The 20,905-nt window shown below is 46.6% G+C and carries 16 protein-coding genes; 9 read left to right on the forward strand and 7 right to left on the reverse strand.

What is annotated here, in order from left to right; all coding sequences use genetic code 11:
- Window positions 1–106: 106 nt before the first annotated feature.
- The 4 genes from rtcA to PSBA01_RS10370 all read right to left on the reverse strand — a co-directional run bounded on the left by rtcA (window position 107) and on the right by PSBA01_RS10370 (window position 5,027).
- A complete protein-coding gene (gene rtcA, locus PSBA01_RS10355) occupies window positions 107–1,210 on the reverse strand; it encodes an RNA 3'-terminal phosphate cyclase (protein WP_093068163.1) in 1,104 nt (367 codons plus the stop codon).
- A gap of 343 nt (window positions 1,211–1,553) precedes the next feature.
- Window positions 1,554–2,012 (reverse strand): DIP1984 family protein, encoded by a 459-nt coding sequence (locus PSBA01_RS10360; RefSeq protein ID WP_186474233.1) that lies wholly within the window; start codon window positions 2,010–2,012, stop codon window positions 1,554–1,556.
- Window positions 2,013–2,078: 66 nt separating this feature from the next.
- A complete protein-coding gene (locus PSBA01_RS10365; RefSeq protein ID WP_186474235.1) occupies window positions 2,079–3,761 on the reverse strand; it encodes a DUF4209 domain-containing protein in 1,683 nt (560 codons plus the stop codon).
- Window positions 3,762–3,794: 33 nt separating this feature from the next.
- Window positions 3,795–5,027, reverse strand: coding sequence for an RtcB family protein (locus tag PSBA01_RS10370; protein ID WP_186474237.1), 1,233 nt, complete (start codon window positions 5,025–5,027; stop codon window positions 3,795–3,797).
- A 338-nt stretch (window positions 5,028–5,365) separates the two neighbouring features.
- Between PSBA01_RS10370 and PSBA01_RS10375 the strand changes: the two genes are divergently transcribed.
- Both PSBA01_RS10375 and rtcR read left to right on the forward strand, forming a co-directional pair.
- Window positions 5,366–6,262 carry an alpha/beta hydrolase family protein gene (locus PSBA01_RS10375; RefSeq protein ID WP_186474239.1) on the forward strand — a complete coding sequence of 299 codons (897 nt, stop codon included), beginning with the start codon at window positions 5,366–5,368 and terminating at the stop codon, window positions 6,260–6,262.
- 7 nt (window positions 6,263–6,269) lie between these two features.
- Window positions 6,270–7,976, forward strand: coding sequence for an RNA repair transcriptional activator RtcR (gene rtcR / locus PSBA01_RS10380; protein ID WP_186475516.1), 1,707 nt, complete (start codon window positions 6,270–6,272; stop codon window positions 7,974–7,976).
- Window positions 7,977–8,153: 177 nt separating this feature from the next.
- On the opposite strand, the gene PSBA01_RS10385 is transcribed toward rtcR, so the two are convergent.
- Window positions 8,154–9,059, reverse strand: a complete 906-nt coding sequence (locus PSBA01_RS10385; protein WP_186474241.1) for a LysR family transcriptional regulator — start codon at window positions 9,057–9,059, stop codon at window positions 8,154–8,156.
- A gap of 236 nt (window positions 9,060–9,295) precedes the next feature.
- On the opposite strand from PSBA01_RS10385, the gene PSBA01_RS10390 reads away from it, so the two are divergent.
- Window positions 9,296–10,999: an L-lactate permease gene (locus tag PSBA01_RS10390; protein ID WP_186474243.1), complete on the forward strand. Its 1,704-nt coding sequence runs from the start codon at window positions 9,296–9,298 to the stop codon at window positions 10,997–10,999.
- Window positions 11,000–11,025: 26 nt separating this feature from the next.
- Complete coding sequence (dld, locus tag PSBA01_RS10395; RefSeq protein ID WP_186475517.1) at window positions 11,026–12,768, forward strand: D-lactate dehydrogenase; 1,743 nt, start codon at window positions 11,026–11,028, stop codon at window positions 12,766–12,768.
- A 44-nt stretch (window positions 12,769–12,812) separates the two neighbouring features.
- On the opposite strand, the gene PSBA01_RS10400 is transcribed toward dld, so the two are convergent.
- The gene (locus tag PSBA01_RS10400; protein ID WP_093068178.1) at window positions 12,813–13,643 is read right to left on the reverse strand and encodes an IclR family transcriptional regulator; all 831 of its coding nucleotides are present in this window, start codon (window positions 13,641–13,643) and stop codon (window positions 12,813–12,815) included.
- A gap of 205 nt (window positions 13,644–13,848) precedes the next feature.
- On the opposite strand from PSBA01_RS10400, the gene PSBA01_RS10405 reads away from it, so the two are divergent.
- The 3 genes from PSBA01_RS10405 (at window position 13,849) to PSBA01_RS10415 (ending at window position 16,786) form a co-directional block, all read left to right on the forward strand.
- A complete protein-coding gene (locus PSBA01_RS10405) occupies window positions 13,849–15,033 on the forward strand; it encodes an acyl-CoA dehydrogenase (RefSeq protein ID WP_093068181.1) in 1,185 nt (394 codons plus the stop codon).
- A gap of 217 nt (window positions 15,034–15,250) precedes the next feature.
- The gene (locus PSBA01_RS10410; RefSeq protein WP_093068186.1) at window positions 15,251–16,468 is read left to right on the forward strand and encodes a CaiB/BaiF CoA transferase family protein; all 1,218 of its coding nucleotides are present in this window, start codon (window positions 15,251–15,253) and stop codon (window positions 16,466–16,468) included.
- 102 nt (window positions 16,469–16,570) lie between these two features.
- Complete coding sequence (locus PSBA01_RS10415) at window positions 16,571–16,786, forward strand: hypothetical protein (RefSeq protein ID WP_071001858.1); 216 nt, start codon at window positions 16,571–16,573, stop codon at window positions 16,784–16,786.
- An 8-nt stretch (window positions 16,787–16,794) separates the two neighbouring features.
- Here PSBA01_RS10415 and PSBA01_RS10420 read toward each other — a convergent pair whose 3' ends face one another.
- Window positions 16,795–17,559 (reverse strand): IclR family transcriptional regulator, encoded by a 765-nt coding sequence (locus PSBA01_RS10420; protein ID WP_071001857.1) that lies wholly within the window; start codon window positions 17,557–17,559, stop codon window positions 16,795–16,797.
- Between the two features lie 224 nt (window positions 17,560–17,783).
- Here PSBA01_RS10420 and PSBA01_RS10425 point away from each other — a divergent pair, with 224 nt between their 5' ends.
- Window positions 17,784–19,247, forward strand: coding sequence for an NAD-dependent succinate-semialdehyde dehydrogenase (locus PSBA01_RS10425; RefSeq protein WP_186474245.1), 1,464 nt, complete (start codon window positions 17,784–17,786; stop codon window positions 19,245–19,247).
- A gap of 177 nt (window positions 19,248–19,424) precedes the next feature.
- Window positions 19,425–20,684, forward strand: a complete 1,260-nt coding sequence (gene gabT / locus PSBA01_RS10430; RefSeq protein WP_186474247.1) for a 4-aminobutyrate--2-oxoglutarate transaminase — start codon at window positions 19,425–19,427, stop codon at window positions 20,682–20,684.
- The last annotated feature ends 221 nt before the right edge of the window (window positions 20,685–20,905 follow it).

The raw sequence follows: 20,905 nt of genomic DNA on the forward strand, positions 1-20,905 counted from the left end.
TCATTGTAAATATAGATAAGACGCTCAAATTTGTCGCGTACATCATACACTGATGCTATCGCCAAGTCGGTATCATTGGGTAACAGTATACTAATGCTGGCAAATTTTAGCAGGTGATTCTGACTAATATTTGCTCATCCTCTATAGCATCAAACGTGATCGCAACGGGTAAAAACTGCTCAATGAGCCATGCTTGGGTTTTGCTATGCTCGCTAATAACCCGCGCGCTAAACGCACCGCCGCCTGCTAAGGCTAACGGTAATAGCAGCTGATCGGTCAAATATTCATCAATCAGCGCATCGGTGTCAAACAAATAACGCTTTACTAAGCCTGACAAACGACCACCTATCTTTTCTGCTGAGCTGCGTTTTTCTCCTAGTAATGTAAATATTTCAGAGTGATATTCTTTGTGATTTTGGATACTAATACTCTCGTGAGTGACTTTTGCATAGCAGGTATTGCCTTCACCAATGCCGTATAATTTATTACCGCGTGTTGTGATAAGCGCCTCATCCATACCCGCTTCAATCAACGCGGCTTTGGCGCTGGCAAGCTCACGCAGGCAGATATCGTATTCTAGATTGAGCACGCTTGCGACCAGCTCCGTGCTGACAAGCTTACCGCGTTCCGTGAGGTCTAATCGTGAAGCATTAGCACGGCGCACAAATGGCGCAACAGTTGCTTTAATCGCGCCGCCGCCGATAGGGGCAAAGCCCGCTTGCACGCACTCAATCTCGACCTGCATGCCGAGCTTGGCAAGTAGCGGCACAAAGGCGTGCTGCAAAAAGTCGGTGGTTGGCGCTAACGGATTGTGCGTGCCGCCTATGATGGTAACGGTGGACTTGTTGCTTGAGTCAGCATTGGCAAAGAGTAGGGCAGGCAGTAGCGTCTGTAACACCAGACTGGTACTGCCTGCCGAGCCGATATCGAAGGTATAATCGCCCGCTTGCACGGTGCTTGGCGTAAAGGTGAACGCCATACTACCTAAATGAGCGCCCGATACGCTAGCGTTTGATATCTGTTGTGACGCTTGTACACACATCAAATGCTGACGCATCAATCCGGGTTTGGCGCGTCCAGCACGAATATTGGTGATTTCAATCGGTGTGCCTGTGAGCATCGATAATGACAGTGCCGTACGAATGATTTGTCCACCGCCTTCGCCTGTGCTGCCGTCGATTTTTAGGGCTTTACGTGTTGATGCTGGCATGATAAATGTCTTTATGATTTGTAAGACTATTGATTGGTAGTGTCGTTAATGGGCATAATAAAATGCTTCCCAATACTTTTCGGGTCGCATTTAAAATAAGATTGAAACCGACTGTCAGTGTCTGGTGGTAAGGTCTAAATGGTGCATTGTGCCAAGTGCCATGTGCGGGGCATAAGTGGTAAAAAATGCGCCTGCCCACAACGCGTAGCAGCCACGACAGTATATTTTCAACCCCCTGCTGTGGGTCGCGGGGTCTGACACTCGCCCAGTCGATTTCAAAAGGGTGGTCTGTCCATTATCAGACAGACAAAGCTAAAAAAGGTTTAATGAGCTAGGTAAGCGCCTAGTCCACAAGGTCAATTTGCCAGTTGTTGGCTTGAATGACAATGTTAAGCTGACGTAGCTTCATGGCAATATCGTCCGCCTGCTTTTGCAATGCGCCGACCGAGACCATCACTTGCCATTTAATCTCACGCGGGCTATAGCGATCGACCTCGGTTTCGGTCGCGGCTATCGACTCGGTCAATAGCTTGTGGCGCATCTCAAGGGTGTCGCGCTCAACGAGCAGCGCCAGCATCGATTGATTGTTGTCCGTCAGCGCCACCGCGTTGGTGCGCTGAATGCGGGCGATAAGCGCGGACAGCTCAGTAATCAGCTGGCTCGCGTCCACTAACAGCTGATTGGGGTCTTCGCTTGGCGTATCGCCGTCTTGGACTTTGACATTATTGCGAATGCGTCCTTTAAGCTGTGCCAATTTTTTTTGCATATCGCTACGGATAAGTAGAGCTTCTGCGAGTTTCATTTTAGTTTTCCTTATTTTTTATGATTCCAATAAATACATACTGAAAAGGTAAACCTATCATTCTTATTAATCAGCGCTCTTAAGAGTGGTAGTGGCCAAGTATACGATTGTATAAAGAACTAACAGCGCATGAAAAAAATCAATTTCATCAGCTTCGACGATGCCATGTGCAACCTTATTTCTTAGGTTGAAGCCACGTCTATCATCGTACAGCACTTTAAACATAAACCTTACAGGTTCGGTAAAAACATCGGCTATTACCTGACTAGACATAAATGCGTTCATTGGACGAAAGTCGAATCCACCTATTTTATTCGAGAGGATATCAGCTTCACCCAGACTGCGAAGTAATAAGCGTAACTTCTTTTCTATGAGGGGGATGGAGCGAGAAACAAATCCATGATAATCCTTTTCAAGGAAATTTATAAGGGCATTACGAATATGCTTATCATCATTTGAATTAAACAACTCAATTTTTAGCAACTCTTCTTCGAAACTTTCTTTTTCCGTGATACTCAAAAATAGTGGTAGCTTTAATTGGTAAAGTATGATTATGTTCTGTTTTAGGTCACTGAACCTTCTACTTTCATCATCATTTACTATGCCTCTAATAAGTCCACTATCATCTAATAGAAGTTCACTTGCTAACATTGCGAAATCTATTTCTTTATGTTGGCTGTACTCAAGTATTCTTTCGGAACTATTGAAAAAATCACGTGATATTTGAGTCAAGCAGTCTAATGTATTATATTTCCTATATAACTCAATGTGCTTATTAAGAGTATCTTGATAAGATTGGGATATTTTTTGTTCAAAAGTATTAATATTTCCTATCGTTTGAATATGAATTTCTTTTGAATATTTGATAATTTTTAAAAGTATATCATTTTTTATTTTCTCTTTATCTTTGTGATGCTTGGATATTTCTAAACAATATTGAAGTCTTCCATACTTAGTAAGTGGATTTATAGCAGCGTACTCTATATGGCTTAAAATATTAATTATAAGATAATTTGTTACTTTGTGTTTTAAATCATTAAAATTATAGTTGTCACTAAGGTCAATGATTTTTCTAAGACAAATTAACAAGTAATTATCGTTTAGGAATATGTTTGACCTCCCATCGTTGGTTAGTTTTTTAACTTTATCCTCTAGCGATTCAAAAAAATGATTAAGTATTACTTCTCTTTCGCTAACTGAAAAAAAAGATAAAAGATCTGTATTGCAGAAATGTGCAAAAGGCTCTGGGTTTTCTTCGAAATTGATAATAAAATCATATGCTTTTAATGAGTTTTTATTGGAGCTCTTATCGCAAGATTTTTTTGATAGAGTTAAATATGTATTGAGTAAGGATGCAATAGCACTTGCACTATCATCTGGTCTGTATTCTTTCGAAAGCTCATTGAACTCTTCAAACCACGTACACAGCATATCACACGGTCTGTCTTCAAAATCTCTTAGCTTAATTTTTAAATTGATGTAAGCAATTTTGTATAACAATTTTAAGTACCTGTTATCTGTGGTTAATCTAGTGTGAATATGTGATTTCAACTCAAATAAATCGGTTTCTTCAATTGTTATTTTTCTTTTCGTTAAACCTGAAAGTAGTAGAATATTTTTCTCAAAGTCTATAATTTTTTGTTCTTCAGTGTTATTTGGATTGTCATGCAAAAATAAATCCAAATGAGCAACCTCATTAAATTTTTCAACTGTTTCTGCCCTTTGTAAGTACATTTCTAGTGAGCTCATAGATACCTCTTAATTAATTTTGTTGACTCAAACCTAACCCTTAACACAAACCACCTGCCGCAAAGTATGTACCACTTCCACCAAGTCGCTTTGTGCGCTCATCACGTCTTCAATATTTTTGTACGCCGCTGGGATTTCGTCAATCACGTCCGCGTCTTTACGACATTCTACGCCTTTGGTTTGGGTAATTTGGTCATCAATGGTAAAGACTTTTTTCGCCTCTGTGCGTGACATCACGCGGCCTGCGCCATGCGAGCAAGAGCAAAACGACTCCTCGTTGCCTTTACCTTTGACGATAAAGGATTTTGCGCCCATCGACCCTGGAATGATACCGTATTCGCCGACGCGAGCGCGCACCGCACCTTTACGCGTGACAAAGACTTCCTCGCCGTAGTGCTCTTCTTTTGCCACATAGTTGTGGTGACAGTTGACCGCTTTTACCGCAGCATCGAACGGTTTTGGCACGATAGTGCGTAGCGCTTGGATGGCTTTTTCCATCATGATTTCGCGGTTTTTAAAGGCAAAGCGCTGCGCCCAGCCAACCGCAAACCAATAATCATCAAAGTGCTCAGTGCCCTCGGCAAAGTACGCCAAGTCTTTATCAGGCAGGTTAATAAACCATTTGCGCATGTCTTCGCGCGCCAGCTCAATAAAGTAGCGCCCGATGGCATTGCCCACGCCGCGCGAGCCTGAATGCAGCATGATCCACACTTGATTGGTCTCATCAAGGCACACCTCAACAAAGTGATTGCCTGTGCCCAGCGTGCCCAAATGCTTTAGGTTGTTGGTGTTTTTTAGTTTGGGATGCTTTTGGGTCAGATAATTAAAATCATCGACCAGCGTACCCCAACCATCCATGACGGTGTCATCAGGGTTCGCCCACGCGCCCACATCACGGCGTGAGCCACGACCGCGCGTCTTGCTGCGTCCATGCGGAATGGCTTTTTCTAGCTCAGTACGCAGTCCGTGCAAATTGTCGGGCAAATCATCTGCGGTCAGGGTAGTTTGCACCGCCATCATCCCGCAGCCGATATCCACGCCGACCGCCGCTGGGATAATCGCTTCTTTGGTCGGCAGCACCGTCCCGATGGTCGCGCCGATACCGACATGGACATCAGGCATCACCGCGAGCCATTTATAAATAAAGGGCATCTGTGAGGCTTTGATCAGCTGGTCGTGGGCTTTTGGGTCGACAGGCACGCCTTTTGTCCATAGGCGGATAGGGGTGCCCCCGTCTTGAATGATGTTGTGATTGATAGGCTGCATAGTGTCTCCTTAACTTTATATTAGTAAACAATCCGTCACACAGAAGCGCTTGAATCAAAGTTATTTTTCTCGCGTGATGCGGCCACGCCGATAGAGGCTTCGAAAAATATCCTTGATTCTCGCTACGTTGTTAGTAGCAGTGCGGTTGTCTGTACTTTATATGGGCTAAAGGTGTGCCAGTTTTGCTAAAGATAAATTTTATTTTTATAAGTATTTGATATTAAATAATAAAAAATATTTTAAATTCTTTTTTTTGTAAAAAAGTGGACTTTAATCAAGTTAATAAAGCTATAATTTATTCTATAAATATAGCTTTTATTCTATAAAAGGATTATGTAATGGCGAAGGTTCAATGTAGAACAAGGCATAACGTTGTCTCTAACAAACGCTTATTCAGCACGGCGATTTTATTAGGCGTGAGCATCAGCAGTTGTTTTGCAGCGCCATCCTTAGCATCGCTACGCGGCAATTATCAGACCTCGATACAAGTTGCGCCCACCATGCAAATGCCATTGCCCAAGCCGCCCGCAGCGCTATTTGATAGCGTACGCTATGACAGTGACGGCATGTCGCTCGCCGCCTTTGTCACGCCCGACCCAAACGATGGCGACAAGCATCCTGCTATCGTTTGGATAACGGGTGGTGAGTCCAACACACTAATGGACTTTTGGCGCAAAGGCTCAAGGCAAAATGACCAAACCGCTAGCCCATATCGCGATGCGGGCGTAATCATGATGTTTCCCACCTTGCGCGGCGGCAATGTCAATGCAGGCAATATCGAAGTGAATTATGGTGAGGTCGATGATGTCATCGCGGCGGCAAAATATTTGGCGACCCTGCCGTATGTCGATAGCAGCCGCATCTATTTGGGCGGGCACAGTACGGGCGGCACACTCGCGCTACTGGTCAGTGAAGTGGCGAGCAGCACCCATCCTGAGTTGTTTAAAGAAGTGATTAGCTTTGGCGCTACGCAAGAGACGATGTTTTTGCAAGACGTTAACTTTACTGGCGATGAACAACGCGAAATGGATTTGCGTGCGCCTGCAAACTGGACGAATGATATTCGCATGCCGACGTGGATTATTGAGGGCAAGCGTGACGGTAACTATCGCGACCTAAAGCCGATGTGTGATAACAACAAAAACCCAATACTGCACTGTGCGTTTATCGCGCGGCATGATCATTTTAGTGTGCTGTATCCATTGAATCGTCACCTTGCGCAGCATTATGAGTAAAAACAATATGATTAAACGTCATAAAACCGCCGTTATCGGCTTTCTCGGTACGACCTTGGACAATGGCTTTAATGACAAGCGTTGGCAGCGCTGGCGGCCGACCGTCAGTTTGGGCTTGCAAGATGACCTACTGGTCGATGAGCTGCATATCCTCTATAGCAAGCGCGACAAGCGACTCTTTAACGTCATCGTTGATGATGTGACAAAGGTCAGCGCCGATACCAAAGTCATTGGGCATCGGGTGACGCTGGCGAGTCCATGGGATTTTGCTGATGTCTATGCCGAGCTGTATGACTTTGTCACAGGCTTCGCCTTTCGTGACGACACAGATTATCTGCTGCATCTGACCACGGGCACGCATGTCGCACAGATTTGCTGGTTTTTGCTGGTTGAGGCGGGGTTTTTGCCTGCCGATTTGATTCAGACCTCGCCGTGTCCCAAGCCCGACCAAACCGACCCACAAGGGCGCTACCAAATTATTGATTTGGACGTGTCGCGTTATGACAGCTTGCGCGCGCGTTTTGAGGCAGAAAAAGCCCAGCATTGGCAAACCCTACAAGCCAATCTCATCACCCAAAACGCCGCGTATCAACAGCTGATTGCCGATATTGAAAAGGTCGCCACGCGCTCCAACGCGCCGATTTTATTGATGGGCGCGACAGGGGCGGGCAAGTCGCAACTGGCGACGCAAATCTACGCACTCAAGAAAAACAAAGCCAACAACAAACAGGCACTCGGCGCGTTCGTCGAGGTCAACTGCGCCACCTTGCGCGGTGATACCGCCATGAGTGTGCTGTTCGGTCATGTCAAAGGCGCGTTTACGGGCGCGGCATCGAGCCGTGAGGGTCTGCTCAAATCAGCGGACGGTGGCTTGCTGTTTTTGGATGAAATTGGCGAGCTGGGGCTAGACGAGCAAGCGATGCTCTTGACCGCGCTTGAGGCACAGCGCTTTTATCCGCTTGGGAGTGATACCCCGATGGATGTGTCGTTTCAACTGATGGCGGGGACAAACAAGGACTTGCGCCGAGCGGTTGCGGATGGGGAGTTTCGTGCCGACTTGTTTGCGCGCCTGAACACGTGGACGTTTTTTTTACCGTCGTTAAAAGACCGTATCGAGGACTTGCCCGCCAATATTGATTACGAGCTAGCGCGTCTGGGCAGTGAGCAGCAGTATCAATACCGCTTTGAGCCTGCCGCACGCGCGTATTATGAAGCTTTTGCCACAAGTTCTGAGGCGACATGGCAGGGCAACTTTCGTGATTTAAGCGCCAGCATGACGCGCTTAACGACATTGTGCGAAGGCAAAGTGATTCGTATGCCCGATGTTAAGGCAGAAATCACCCGCCTTAAACATTTGTGGGCATTACCTAGTAGCGCGCAACATCAAGTGGACAAGGCGTATGCGCCCAGCCTGAACGAGCAACAAGCGCACGCGGATACGGTACTGAGCCGCCATCTATCAAGCGACGACAAAGACGCGCTCGACCCCTTTGATGCGGTGCAGCTCGCGTATGTGATTGAGGTCTGCTATCAGCACAGCAGCCAAGCGGCGGCAGGGCGCTATCTGTATGCAAACTCCAGAAATAAACTGAAAAGCAATAATGACAGCGACCGACTGCGTAAGTATTTGCTAAAGTTTGGGCTGAGGTTTGATGAGCTGAAGTTTGATGGATTGGATAATGGCTTTAATCAGTCAGTAGGTCAATATAGATAATAAGCCTATAAAAGTACATGAAAAACGCTGCTAATTTCATTTCAAAAAACGATGACGTATTTGGTCGTATCGCTATCTAGAATGTCACAGAAAAATATTAAATCAGCCACCCAAACAGGTGGCTTTTTTATGTCTGATAAAACAGTTGGGTGTGAGGCCGCTTATAAAACTAGTGCTTTAGCAGTAGTAGGCTTCTTTGTCTTTTAGCGCGTCTTGCAAATAAGCAACCAATAATTTGAGCTTTTGATCGGGCTGTTTTGATTTGGGATACACCGCAAACATCCCCATACGCTTGCGGGTAAAATCTTGCAAAATTTGGGTTAAAGTCTGGCGCTGAAAGGCTTTATACACTAGTGCTTGCGGCAAAAAAGCAATGCCCAAATCACTCAGCGCAGCATGTTTGATCGCGCTTAAATGATTGCTATGGAAGCGGCCACTGACGGGCAGCAGCAGCTCAGCACCATCCTCATATAACGGCCACAAGTCGCTACTGGTGTTATCAAATTTATAGATGAGGCAATCATGATTTTGCAGTTGGGCGGGGGTTTGCGGCGTACCATATTTGTTGAGGTAATTTTGGGTGGCGCAAATCACCCATTGACTGTCTATCAGGCGTTTGACAATCAAGGAGGAGTCTTCAAGCTCCGCCGTTCGGATGGCCAAATCAAAGCCATCTTCGACCAAATCAATCAAACGGTTGGTGATGTATAGCTCTACGGTTATCTCAGGATATTTTTTACAAAATTCAGCGATAGCCGTGCTGAGTAGTAAGTCAGAAGAGACCACAGGGGCGGTGACGCGGATATAGCCTTTCATGTTTTCGCCGTAGCCTGTGACAGCATTTTCCGCTTCTTGAAAGGCAAGCTGAGCCAATTTGGCTTTGTGATACAGCGTTCGGCCGGCATCGGTCAAGCTGAGTTTTCGGGTGGTTCGGTAGAGCAGTTGTGCATTTAAGTTGGCTTCTAGGCGCGCGATACGTTTGCTCACTACAGAATTGGTCAGCGCCAGTTTGTCAGCAACTTTGGAAAAAGAGCCTTCATCGACTACCAAAACAAACAAAACCATGTCATCAGCTTTAATCATACCGATTCTCTAATCAGGGTAATATATTTCGTATTATAGCAAAAAAGGAAAATAACCTTGTCTGATCATGCTGTTTATCTTTGCACTTGTAAAGCGTAGAGTGTGTGAATTCTACCCTAAGCACAATGAGGCTGTTAATCTGAGCGATTGAGTGGCTGTATGTAAGGACTGTGTTTAAGGGCGGCGTTTAAGAGTGGTGTTCAAGGATGCACAGACGATAACAGGGAGAGGGAGTTTTGAATCAGACTGTCTATGGGTTACTTGCCCTATTGCCAATCATACTCAGTGGCATATTTCTTATTGGTCTACAATGGTCGGCCAAAAAAACCATGCCGATCATTTTGGCGGTGACTGCCGCGCTCGCACTTTTTATTTGGGACATGACGTTTAACCGCGTGTCGTCCTCTATTCTTCAAGGGACCGTGATTACGATATCGGTATTGTGGATCGTATTTGGTGCGCTGTTCTTATTAAATACTCTAAAACACACGGGCGCTATAGCAGTGATTCGTGCAGGTTTTATCAACGTATCGCCTGACCGCCGAGTGCAAGCCATCATCATTGCATGGTGTTTTGGTACGTTTTTGGAAGGTGCATCGGGCTTTGGCACACCGGCTGCAATTGCGGCACCGCTGCTGGTCGCGATAGGGTTTCCTGCATTGGGTGCGGTGCTTATGGGGATGATGATCCAAAGCACGCCCGTATCGTTCGGGGCGGTCGGTACGCCGATTGTTATTGGGGTGAATAAGGGTCTAGATACCGTGGCCATCAGTGCGCTGCTGGCGCAAGAAGGCATGCAATGGGAAGAATTTTTACAACTGATTACCACCCAAGTGGCGATTATTCACGGTGTGATTGGGACGTTTATGCCGCTGCTGATGGTGATGATGCTCACCCGCTTTTTTGGTAAAAATAAAAGCTGGAAAGAAGGCTTAGCCATTTGGCCCTTTGCCATCTTTGCAGGGTTGGCCTTCACTGTACCTTACGCTTTAACGGGCATTTTCTTGGGTCCTGAATTTCCATCGTTGGTTGGTGGACTGGTCAGTGTGGCGATTGTCATTCAGGCGGCTAAAAAAGGATTTTTGGTACCAAAGACCACGTGGGACTTTGAAGCCAAAAGCAGCTGGCCAAGCGATTGGATGGGTAAACTGGTGGTCAGCAAAGAAGATGTGGCGACCCCAGCAGGCAAGACCATGTCTACGCTGATGGCATGGTTTCCTTACTTGCTAGTGGCGCTGCTACTGGTGTGTTCGAGAATGTTTGCTGGCTTTAAGGACTTGCTCAGCAGCGCCACGCTAGACTTTAATACGATTTTGGGCGAGGCCGATATCAGTGCAGGTTTTAGTCCTTTATACTTGCCCGGCGGCCTGTTGTTAATCAGCGCCTTAATCGCAGCTTTTGTACAAACTAAAAATCCAACGCGTGCGCTGGGTGATGCTTTGAGCGAATCAAGCAAAACCGTCTTAAGCGCTGGGTTTGTGCTTATTTTTACCATCCCTATGGTGCGTATTTTTATCAACTCTGGGGTCAATCTATCCGATGTCGCGAGTATGCCAGTTGCCAGTGCTGAGTTGTTTACAGGCACGTTTGGCAGCGCCTTTCCGCTGATCAGCTCAACCATCGGTGCCCTAGGTGCGTTTATCGCAGGCTCGAATACCGTGTCAAACATGATGTTCAGTCAGTTTCAGTATGAAGCGGCCATGAGCTTGCACATCTCGCCCTCACTCATCATCGCAGCACAAGCGGTTGGCGCCGCGGCGGGTAATATGATTGCCATTCACAATGTGGTGGCCGCATCAGCAACCGTTGGGCTGCTTGGGATGGAGGGTGCGACGCTGAGACGCACCATCTTACCAACCATCTATTATGTGTTGTTCAGTGGCATCATCGTTATGGCAGCCATTTATTTCTTTGGCTTTCAAGGACCGCTAACCTTATGAATGTACAGCAAAAAAAAGAGCAAGTAATGAACCGTTATCGATCAACCGCCTCCTATACAAGCCAGCTACCATCAGATCAGGTGTTGGTTAAATTGACCAAAATACTGGGTGCTGCCAATATACAGGCAGATCCAGCAAAAAATGAGCACTACCGCATGGGCTGGCGCTCAGGCGGCGGTAGCGCGCTGGCAGTGTTGTTTCCGCAAACGCTGCTGGAGATTTGGCAATGTCTGGAAGTGTGTGTTGAGGGCAACTGTATCATCATCATGCAGGCGGCCAAAACAGGTCTGACAGAAGGCTCAACGCCCAGCGGTGATGACTACGATAGACCCGTGGTGGTCATCAATACGCTGGCGATAAATAAGCTGTATTTGATCAATGATAATGAGCAAATTATCAGCCTACCGGGTACGACTTTGCATCAACTGCAGAACGAGCTAAAAGCGGTCAATCGAGCGCCGCACTCGGTGATTGGCTCATCGACTTTGGGCGCGTCAATCGTCGGTGGTGTCTCCAATAATTCAGGCGGCGCGCTGGTCAAACGAGGCCCTGCTTACACAGAGCTGTCGCTGTTTGCTCAGATTAATGAACACGGTCAGCTGGTACTGGTGAATCATTTAGAGGTTGAATTGGGTGATACGCCCGAAGAAATCCTCATCAATTTACAAAACGGCTATTTTGACAAGTCACAGTTATCCCAAAGCAACAAACTGGCCTCAGACAAAGAGTATGTCGCCCGAATACAGGATGTCAATGCCGACACGCCGAGCCGCTTTAATGCGGATAAGCGCAGGCTGTATGAAGCCAGTGGCTGTGCAGGCAAGATTGCGGTATTTGCGGTGCGTCTGGACACATATCCGACAGCGAAAGCGGAGCAGACCTTTTATATCGGTAGCAACAGCGTGCGCGAGCTTGCCGAGCTAAGACGGCAAGTGTTGTCAACGTTTAAAAATATGCCTGAAGTGGGCGAATATATGCACCGCGATATATTTGATGTGTCTGCCAAGTACGGCAAAGACACCTTTTTGAGCATCAAGCATCTGGGCACCAATGCTTTGCCCAAGCTGTTTTCTATCAAAGGCAGTATTGATGCCAAACTGAGTAAATGGTCATGGGTGCCCAATCATTTGACCGATAAAGTCATGCAAATGATCGCCCAAGTATTGCCGCAGCATTTGCCCAAGCGCATGCTTGAGTACCGCAACCAGTATGAGCATCACCTGATTATCAAAATGAGCGATGATGGCATCTATGAGGCGCAGTCTTTTTTAGAGTCGTTTTTTGCAGATTCAGAAACGGGCAGTTATTTTACCTGCACGCAAGCTGAGTCAGACAGCGCCTTTTTGCATCGCTTTGCTGCTGCAGGGGCCGCCATACGTTATGAAGTCATGCATGAAGAGACCGCCGGAGAGATACTGGCGCTCGATATTGCTATCCCGCGTAACACGCTTGATTGGCTGGAAAATTTGCCTGAGAGCATCACTCAGCACTTAGAAAAAAAGCTGTATTACGGTCACTTTTTTTGTTATGTGTTTCATCAAGATTATATTTTAAAAAAGGGCAGTGATGCCAAGCAGGTCAAAAAGATGATGCTTGAGCTATTAAACAAGCGCGGTGCCAAATACCCTGCTGAGCATAATGTCGGCCACTTATATGAAGCCGAACCTGACTTGCAGCAATTTTATGAGCGCCTAGATCCTACCAATACTTTTAACCCTGGTATCGGTCAAATGCCAAAAACCAAACGCAACTGCGCGTGCTGTTTATAGCCATTTATAATGGTGATGAAACTTGAAGTGACAGTCGCTTACTTTTACGCATCACCACCGCCAATCCGCTCCGCCAATGCCTGCAATTTTGGCACTATGATTGCCGCATAGTCGTCCGCTTCCCAGTTGGCACTTGGTACACTGGCATTAAGCGAATAGGCGTATTGCCCAGTCGCGACATCATAGACGCCAACCGCGACTGCCAAGATATCAGTAGAGAACTCCCCATCAGAGACGGTATAGCCGTACTGCTCATAGTGCTGGGCTGCTTGAGTGAGCGCTGACTGTGCGTGAATGTAATCTTCATCAGATAAATTCTCTTTCAAATTGCTAATAATCATTGCCTTTCTCGCTTGAGAGCTTACTGCATAAAAAGCCCGTCCAATGGCAGTACGTGCCACCGGCACCGCTGAGCCAACCTGCAAGTTGACCGATAGGCGTGCAGGACTACGACAGCAGGCGTGATAGCGCATCTCTCCTTCAACTTCGGTCGCTAGATTTACCGATACCTCATTTTCGCTAGCGAACTGCCGTAATAGTGGCTCAGCATAGGCCACCATGTCATGACGACCCCATGCGGTCGCGCTTAGGCGTACTGCACTGCTGCCCAGTTGATACTGTCCGTGCTCATTAGTACGCAAAAACCCAAGCGTGGTCAAGGTATGAATCAGGCGACTAATGGTCGCTTTTGGCAGTTTGGTCATCTGACATAGTTGCTGATGGGTAAGGCGCTCATGGTGTTCAAAGGCAGCCAGTATAACCAATCCACGACCTAGTGCCGTCACAAACTGTCGATCGTTCTCTTCCTTGCTTTGACCCATCAGGTGATCCATTCGTCCGAGTAGTGAGGTAGCTGCCGATGTAGATGTTGTCATTTTATCTCCATTTCTCTTAATGATTATCTCTTTTGATGCCTATTTTTTAATAAAGGTTTACAGGATGGCAAAAGTTTGTTTAAATAGTTTTATATTATGAAACAAAGTTTCGCACAGCGGAATAACAAAGTCAATAACTTGTTAAACCAAATGAGGTATCAACCACTATTCGTCAGTCAGGATGACTGATATCAAGGAGAGACACATGGCAACATCGACTAGCCCACGCTTTGATTGGGAAGATCCTTTCTTATTACGCGACCAGCTTACTGAAGAAGAGCGCATGGTCACCGACAGCGCCCGTCAATTTTTTCAAAAGGAATTGATGCCCGGTATTATCAATGCCAACCGTAATGAGCATTTTGATCGTAATATCATGCGTCAAATGGGTGAGATGGGTCTGCTTGGCGTGACCATCGAGGGCTACGGCTGCGCAGGTCTATCGAGTGTGGCTTATGGTCTGATTGCCAAGGAAGTGGAAGCGGTCGACTCAGGCTACCGCTCAGCGATGAGTGTGCAGTCAAGCCTTGTGATGCATCCGATCTGGGCGTATGGCACTGAAAAGCAAAGAGAAAAGTATTTGCCAAAACTTGCCACAGGTGAGTACGTCGGCTGCTTTGGTTTAACTGAGCCTGATTCGGGATCTGATCCTGCCTCAATGTCGACACGTGCGCGCGCCGTTGATGGTGGTTATGAGCTGACGGGTAATAAAATGTGGATTACCAACAGTCCTATCGCGGATGTGTTTGTGGTCTGGGCAAAAGATGATGCAGGCGAGATTCGTGGTTTTGTCTTAGAAAAAGGCATGAAAGGCCTATCTGCGCCGAAAATCGAAGGCAAGTTCTCACTACGCGCCTCGGTCACCGGTGAGATCGTCATGGACAAAGTGTTCGTTCCTGAAGCCAATGCTTTCCCAGATATCCGCGGTCTAAAAGGGCCGTTTGGCTGCTTGAATAAAGCGCGTTATGGTATCGCTTGGGGCAGTATGGGCGCGGCAGAGTTTTGCTGGAAAGCGGCGCGTCAATACACGCTAGATCGCAAGCAGTTTGGTCGTCCGCTTGCCGCCACCCAACTGGTGCAGTTAAAGCTTGCCAATATGCAAACCGAAATCAGCTTAGGTCTACAGGCCGCGCTACGTGTCGGTCGTTTGATGGATGAAGACAACGCTGCACCTGAGATGATCTCCATGATTAAGCGTAACAACTGCGGTAAAGCGCTCGATATCGCTCGTATTGCCCGCGATATGCATGGTGGTAATGGCATCTCTGATGAGTTCCACATCATCCGTCACGTGATGAACTTGGAAGCCGTCAATACTTACGAGGGCACGCATGATATTCATGCGCTTATCTTAGGCCGTGCACAGACAGGCATTCAGGCGTTCTTTTAAGTATTTTTAGCTAAGAAAATTTAACAAAGTGGTACTTCATGACGTACGTTGCTGCTTGGCTTTTTATCAAAAAGAGTATCGACAGTGGCGTACGTTTTTCAGTTGTTACTCACCATTTATTTAACAGTGTGTCATTAAACAACGCAAAAAACTAAATGATGAATAGCAATTTTCTAATCAGAAAATCGAAGAATACGCCACAGGGTAAGGGGGTTTCATGGCAGATATAACTGATATGATGGATATACCAAAAGGTGCATTGCATGGTATCAAGGTCCTCGATTTATCAAGAGTGTTGGCAGGTCCTTCTTGTACGCAAGTGCTCGCCGATCTGGGCGCAGACGTCATCAAAGTTGAGCGTCCACATATCGGTGATGAGACGCGCCACTGGGCACCGCCAACCTTCAGCGATGACACCTCCGCTTATTACGCTACCATCAATCGTAACAAAAAATCACTCACGGTAGACATCACCACGCCAGCAGGGCAGACCATAATCAAACAGCTCATCGCTGACAGTGATATTTTGGTAGAGAATTTCAAAGTCGGTGGTCTCAAAAAATACGGTTTAGATTACGACAGCCTCAAGCAAGACAATCCGCGCCTGATTTATGCGTCTTTGACAGGGTTTGGGCAGACAGGACCAGATGCCAAGCGTCCCGGTTATGATTATATTATTCAAGGGTTGTCAGGGTTGATGAGTATCACAGGACCAAGTGATGGCGAACCACACAAAGTTGGCGTCGCAGTGATTGATTTATTTGCAGGTTTACAGCTGACGATTGGTATCCAAGCGGCGCTATTGGCGCGTCAACATACTGGCGTCGGTCAACATGTCGATGTCGCACTCTTAGACAGTGCGCTGTCTATGCTGGCCAATGTCGGCATGAATCATTTGGCTTCAGATAAGATTCCACCAAGACTGGGCAATCAGCATCCCAACATTGTGCCTTATCAAGTATTTGCGGCTAAAGGGGAGGCGCACTTTATTTTAGCGTGCGGTAATGATCATCAATTTGCCAAACTGTGCAACGTATTGTCAGTTGATTGGCATCTTGATACGCGTTTTGCGACCAATCCTAATCGCGTTGCCAATCGTGGGCTGCTTTGTGCTGAGCTGACTAAAATATTTGCCAAACAGCCTCGGGCTTACTGGCTTGCAGCTTTGGATCAGGTCGGCGTACCTTGCGGTGCGATTCACAACGTCGCCGAAGCTTTGGCGATGCCGCAAGCACAAGCGCGAGAAATGATCGTGAGTTTCGCTCAGCAAGGCAGCCCCGTTCGCGCCCTTGGCAATCCCATCAAATTATCGGCATCCCCTGTCAGCTATCGCACACCGCCACCGCGTTTGAGCGAGCATACCGATAGTACGCTTGCTGATTTAGGCTACGACAGCGAGATAATCGCCAAGCTAAAGGCGGACGGCATTGTTTAGTTCAATGCTTGCCACAGTATCTTTACAGTGATAAATACTAAAAAATGGAATTTTTAAACAAAACAAGCTAAACCAAGTAGTGTAAAACAAGGAATGTTAAGCATGAAAATATATAGCCATGAAAACCTAAGTCTGTATAGACCGTTGCCCTATTTTTCTTATGGCAAGATGTTTGAGCCGCTGGAGATACCAGAGCGTATGGTGGAATTGTTAAAAGAACCAGCAGCATTGGGTTTAGAGGTTACCGCTGTCACCGATATCGGTATCGCGCCCATATTAGCCGTTCATGATAATGAATCTTGCAACTACGTCACATAAGCAATCAATTATGAGTCAGCTATAAAGCCCAAATGCCGCTCAATCTGTTCGGCCAATTCAATCAATACCGCACTGACCTCAGCCCGTTTGGACTCATACTCTCCTTGCAGAAAACTCACTGCCATGCCAGCGACCGCCGTGCCGGATGCATTACGAATATACGTGCCCAAGCAGTACATCCCATCACGCAACTGCCCATTATCGAGCGACACTCGACTTTCCTGAATCACCGCAAGCTCAGTGGATAAATCCGCAAAGTTTTTGACGCCATGTTGGGTCATGGGTGTGGGGAACTTTTCTTTATACAGTGACTTTATGCTATCCATCGACAATGTGGATAGCATGGCTTTGCCTGTCGCCGAAAATACCGCAGGCACGCGCACGCCTGCACGAAAGGTAAAACCAAGCGGGGCAGGTGATTCATGGCAGGCCAAAAACACCACTTCTCCCAAATCCAGTTTTGACAACGTCACCGTGTGTTGCAGTAGCACCGGATACTGCACGATCAAATCCTTAAACAATCGTACAACGCCTTGCTGCTGCTCGTACTTTCCCGCCCAATACATTAGATATGAGCCCAAATAAAAGCGGCTTTCAGGATCTTTATAAATGACGTGCTTGGACAGTAGGCTCTGCAAAATATTATGCGTAGAGCTGCGAGGAAGCCCCAATTCTTTGGCAATATGAGCGGCTGTCAGCGGCTGGGCGCTATCGGTAATCAAGTCCAAAATCTGAAAGGTTTTGTCTAAGGCAGGTACGGCAGTCGAGCTCATAAGTAACCTATAAAAGTAAAATAAAATGAAAAAGCACAAGATAATTATCAAAATAATGCGATTAAGGGTTGCAAATCACGACATATCGTTCTTATAATGATGTCTCGTATATAGAATACGTGTTCAGTATATTGAACAAAAAAACAATTATCAATCATTATCTCATGACTACTATTATATCCACTCTTATAAACATACCTATATGACAAGGAAGGAGCGTTAACATGTCAAATACGCTACAGTTATCCAATCCAGACCTACTCAAACAATCTTGTTTTATCAAAGACGGCTGGTATGCTGCCAGTGACGAGGCGGTACTTGAAGTCAATAACCCATTCAACGACGAGCTTATCGGTACCGTGCCTAGCCTCACGACCGATGATGTCAATGACGCCGTTGCCTATGCTCATGAAGCGCAAGTTGCTTGGGCGGCAAAAACGGCTAAAGAGCGTGCAGAGCTGTTGCAAAAGTGGGCGGATCTCATTGATGCCAATAAAGAAGATCTTGCGATCATCATGACCGCTGAGCAAGGCAAGCCGCTTACTGAGTCACGCGGCGAAATCGGTTATGCCAATAGCTTTATTCGCTGGTTCGCCGAAGAAGGCAAGCGCGTTTACGGTGATGTCATTCCTGCCAATAGTACGCAATTACGTCACGTCGTGCTCAAGCAGCCCGTCGGTGTTTGTGCCGCCATCACCCCTTGGAACTTTCCAGCGGCGATGATCACGCGCAAAGTCGCTCCAGCGATGGCAGCAGGCTGTACAATTATCGTCAAACCAGCCACCGAAACGCCATTCTCAGCATTAGCATTGGGCGCTTTGGCAGAGCAAGCGGGTATTCCTGCAGGCGTGCTCCAGATTGTAACGGGCAAATCATCAACCATTGGTGAAATCCTAACAGGCGATGCACGTATTCATAAGCTGTCGTTCACAGGCTCTACAGAAGTCGGTCGTACGCTAATGGCACAATGCGCGCCGACTATTAAAAAGCTATCACTCGAGCTGGGTGGCAACGCGCCATTTATCGTTTTTGATGATGCTGATCTTGAGAAAGCGGCGGCAGGCCTTATCGCTTCCAAATATCGCAATGCGGGTCAGACCTGTGTGTGCGCCAACCGTGTCTACGTGCAAGACAGCATCAAAGATAAGTTCCTAGACGTCTTTGTCAAAAAAGTCGCTGAACTAAAAGTAGGTAACGGCTTAGAAGAAGGCGTCGATATTGGACCGCTTATCAACAAAAAAGCGTTAGATAAAGTTCAAGCCCTGCTAAAAGACGCCTTAGATAAGGGTGCCAAATTGGTCACGGGCGGTAGTGTCAATGACGCCTCAGAGCTGACGTATAACCCAACCGTTATTACCGATATCAGCAGTGATATGGATATCGCCTCTGAAGAAATCTTTGGACCAATTGCGACCATATTTACCTTTAAAGACGAAGCAGAAGTGATTCGTGCTGCCAACGATACCATTTATGGCTTGGCCGCTTACTTCTATAGTGGCGACTATGCTCGCTCATGGCGTGTCACCGAAGGGCTTGAGTACGGCATCATCGGTCATAATACCGGCCTCATCTCTACAGAAGTTGCCCCATTTGGCGGCGTGAAGCAGTCTGGTTTTGGTCGTGAAGGTTCAAAATATGGTATCGAAGACTATATTACGACTAAATACTGGTGTTCTGACATCAGCTAATAAATAACTCGGCTAGCATTTAGCAGAACATTCGTTTAACAAAAAACTTAACGAAACATTTTAGATGTCGAATGGTGTTTTATCTTAAACAAACATCCCTCGATATCTAAAAGGTATCAACTGAACCGCCAATCACTAGATGGCATTTATGTTACGAACACAGAAAAGGACATTCCCATGACTACCAATCAATCATTACTTGAGCGCCGTAAAGCTGTTTTACCAACAGGACTTGGGGTTGCCTTTCCTATCTTTGCAGAAAAAGCAAAGAACTCAGAGATTTGGGACATTGAAGGCAAGCGTTATATCGACTTTGTCGGTGGTATCTCAGTATTGAACACCGGTCACAGCCATCCAAAAATCACTCAGCGTGTGCATGAGCAGCTCGACAAATTTACGCACACTGCGGCGCAAATGATCAACTATGAGTGCTATGTGGATTTGGCAGAAAAGCTGTGTGAAAAAGCACCGATCAGCGGCGACACCAAGGCGTTCTTTTTGACCACTGGCGCAGAAGCGGTCGAAAACTGCATCAAGATTGCACGTGCTAAAACGGGTCGTCCAGGCGTGGTTTCTTTTGTTGGTGGCTGGCATGGTCGCACCATGATGTGCATGAGTCTGACTGGTAAAGTGTTGCCATACAAAAAGAACTTCGGCCCAATGCCAGGACCTGTGTTTCATGCATTGTTCCCTGCAGAAGAGCTGAATGTGACCGAAGAACAAGCGCTACATAGCCTTGATATGATATTCCAAGCAGATATCGATCCGAGTGAAGTGGCGGCGATGATTGTTGAGCCAGTCCAAGGCGAGGGTGGTTTCCATCAGGTGACGCCATCATTTGCCAAAGCACTACGCGAGATCTGTGATGAGCATGGCATCGTGCTTATTTTTGACGAAGTGCAGTGTGGTTTTGCTCGTACAGGTACGTTGTTCGCCACTGAACAGTTAGGCGTCGAGCCTGATTTGATGACTGCTGCAAAGAGCTTGGCAGGTGGTTATCCTATCTCTGCGGTCATCGGCCGTGCTGATATCATGGATGCGCCGCAAGTCGGCGGCTTAGGTGGCACTTACTCTGGTAACCCGCTCGCCTGTGTGGCTGCGCTTGCTGTCATGGAAGTGATCGAAGAAGAAAACTTACTGGAGCGTAGTGTCGAGATTGGCGATACCATTGCTTCATTTTTGAAAGGCTTAAACCTAAGCAGCATCGGTCATATCCGTCATAAAGGCGCGATGCTAGCGTTTGAATTGATTGATAGCGAAGGCAAACCTGATGCAGCAGCAGCAGCCAACTTAAAAGCAAAAGCATTTGAGCAAGGCTTGCTACTAGCGTCTTGTGGCATGTACGGCAATGCCATCCGTGTGATGGTGCCATTGACCGTTGAAGATGAAGTGCTCCAAGAAGGTCTTGATATCGTTAAAGGTATCCTTGCAGCTTAATAGTTATCGAGTGTCATAAAATTTAGCGATGGATCGCTTTTAATCAAACATTGATTTTGATTGAAAAGTTATAGTGAAGATAACGGCAAGGTTGCCCTTATGACACTCACATGGAGTGTGATTTTAAACGGTGCCTTGCAAGTCAAAGCGCCGTTTTTGCTATGTGAATATCAAACAACGAGCAATCGGCTTTCTTTGGCGGAAACGATATATAGTAAATA

This window comes from Psychrobacter sp. KCTC 72983 (assembly GCF_014280455.1).
GTDB lineage: Bacteria > Pseudomonadota > Gammaproteobacteria > Pseudomonadales > Moraxellaceae > Psychrobacter > Psychrobacter pacificensis.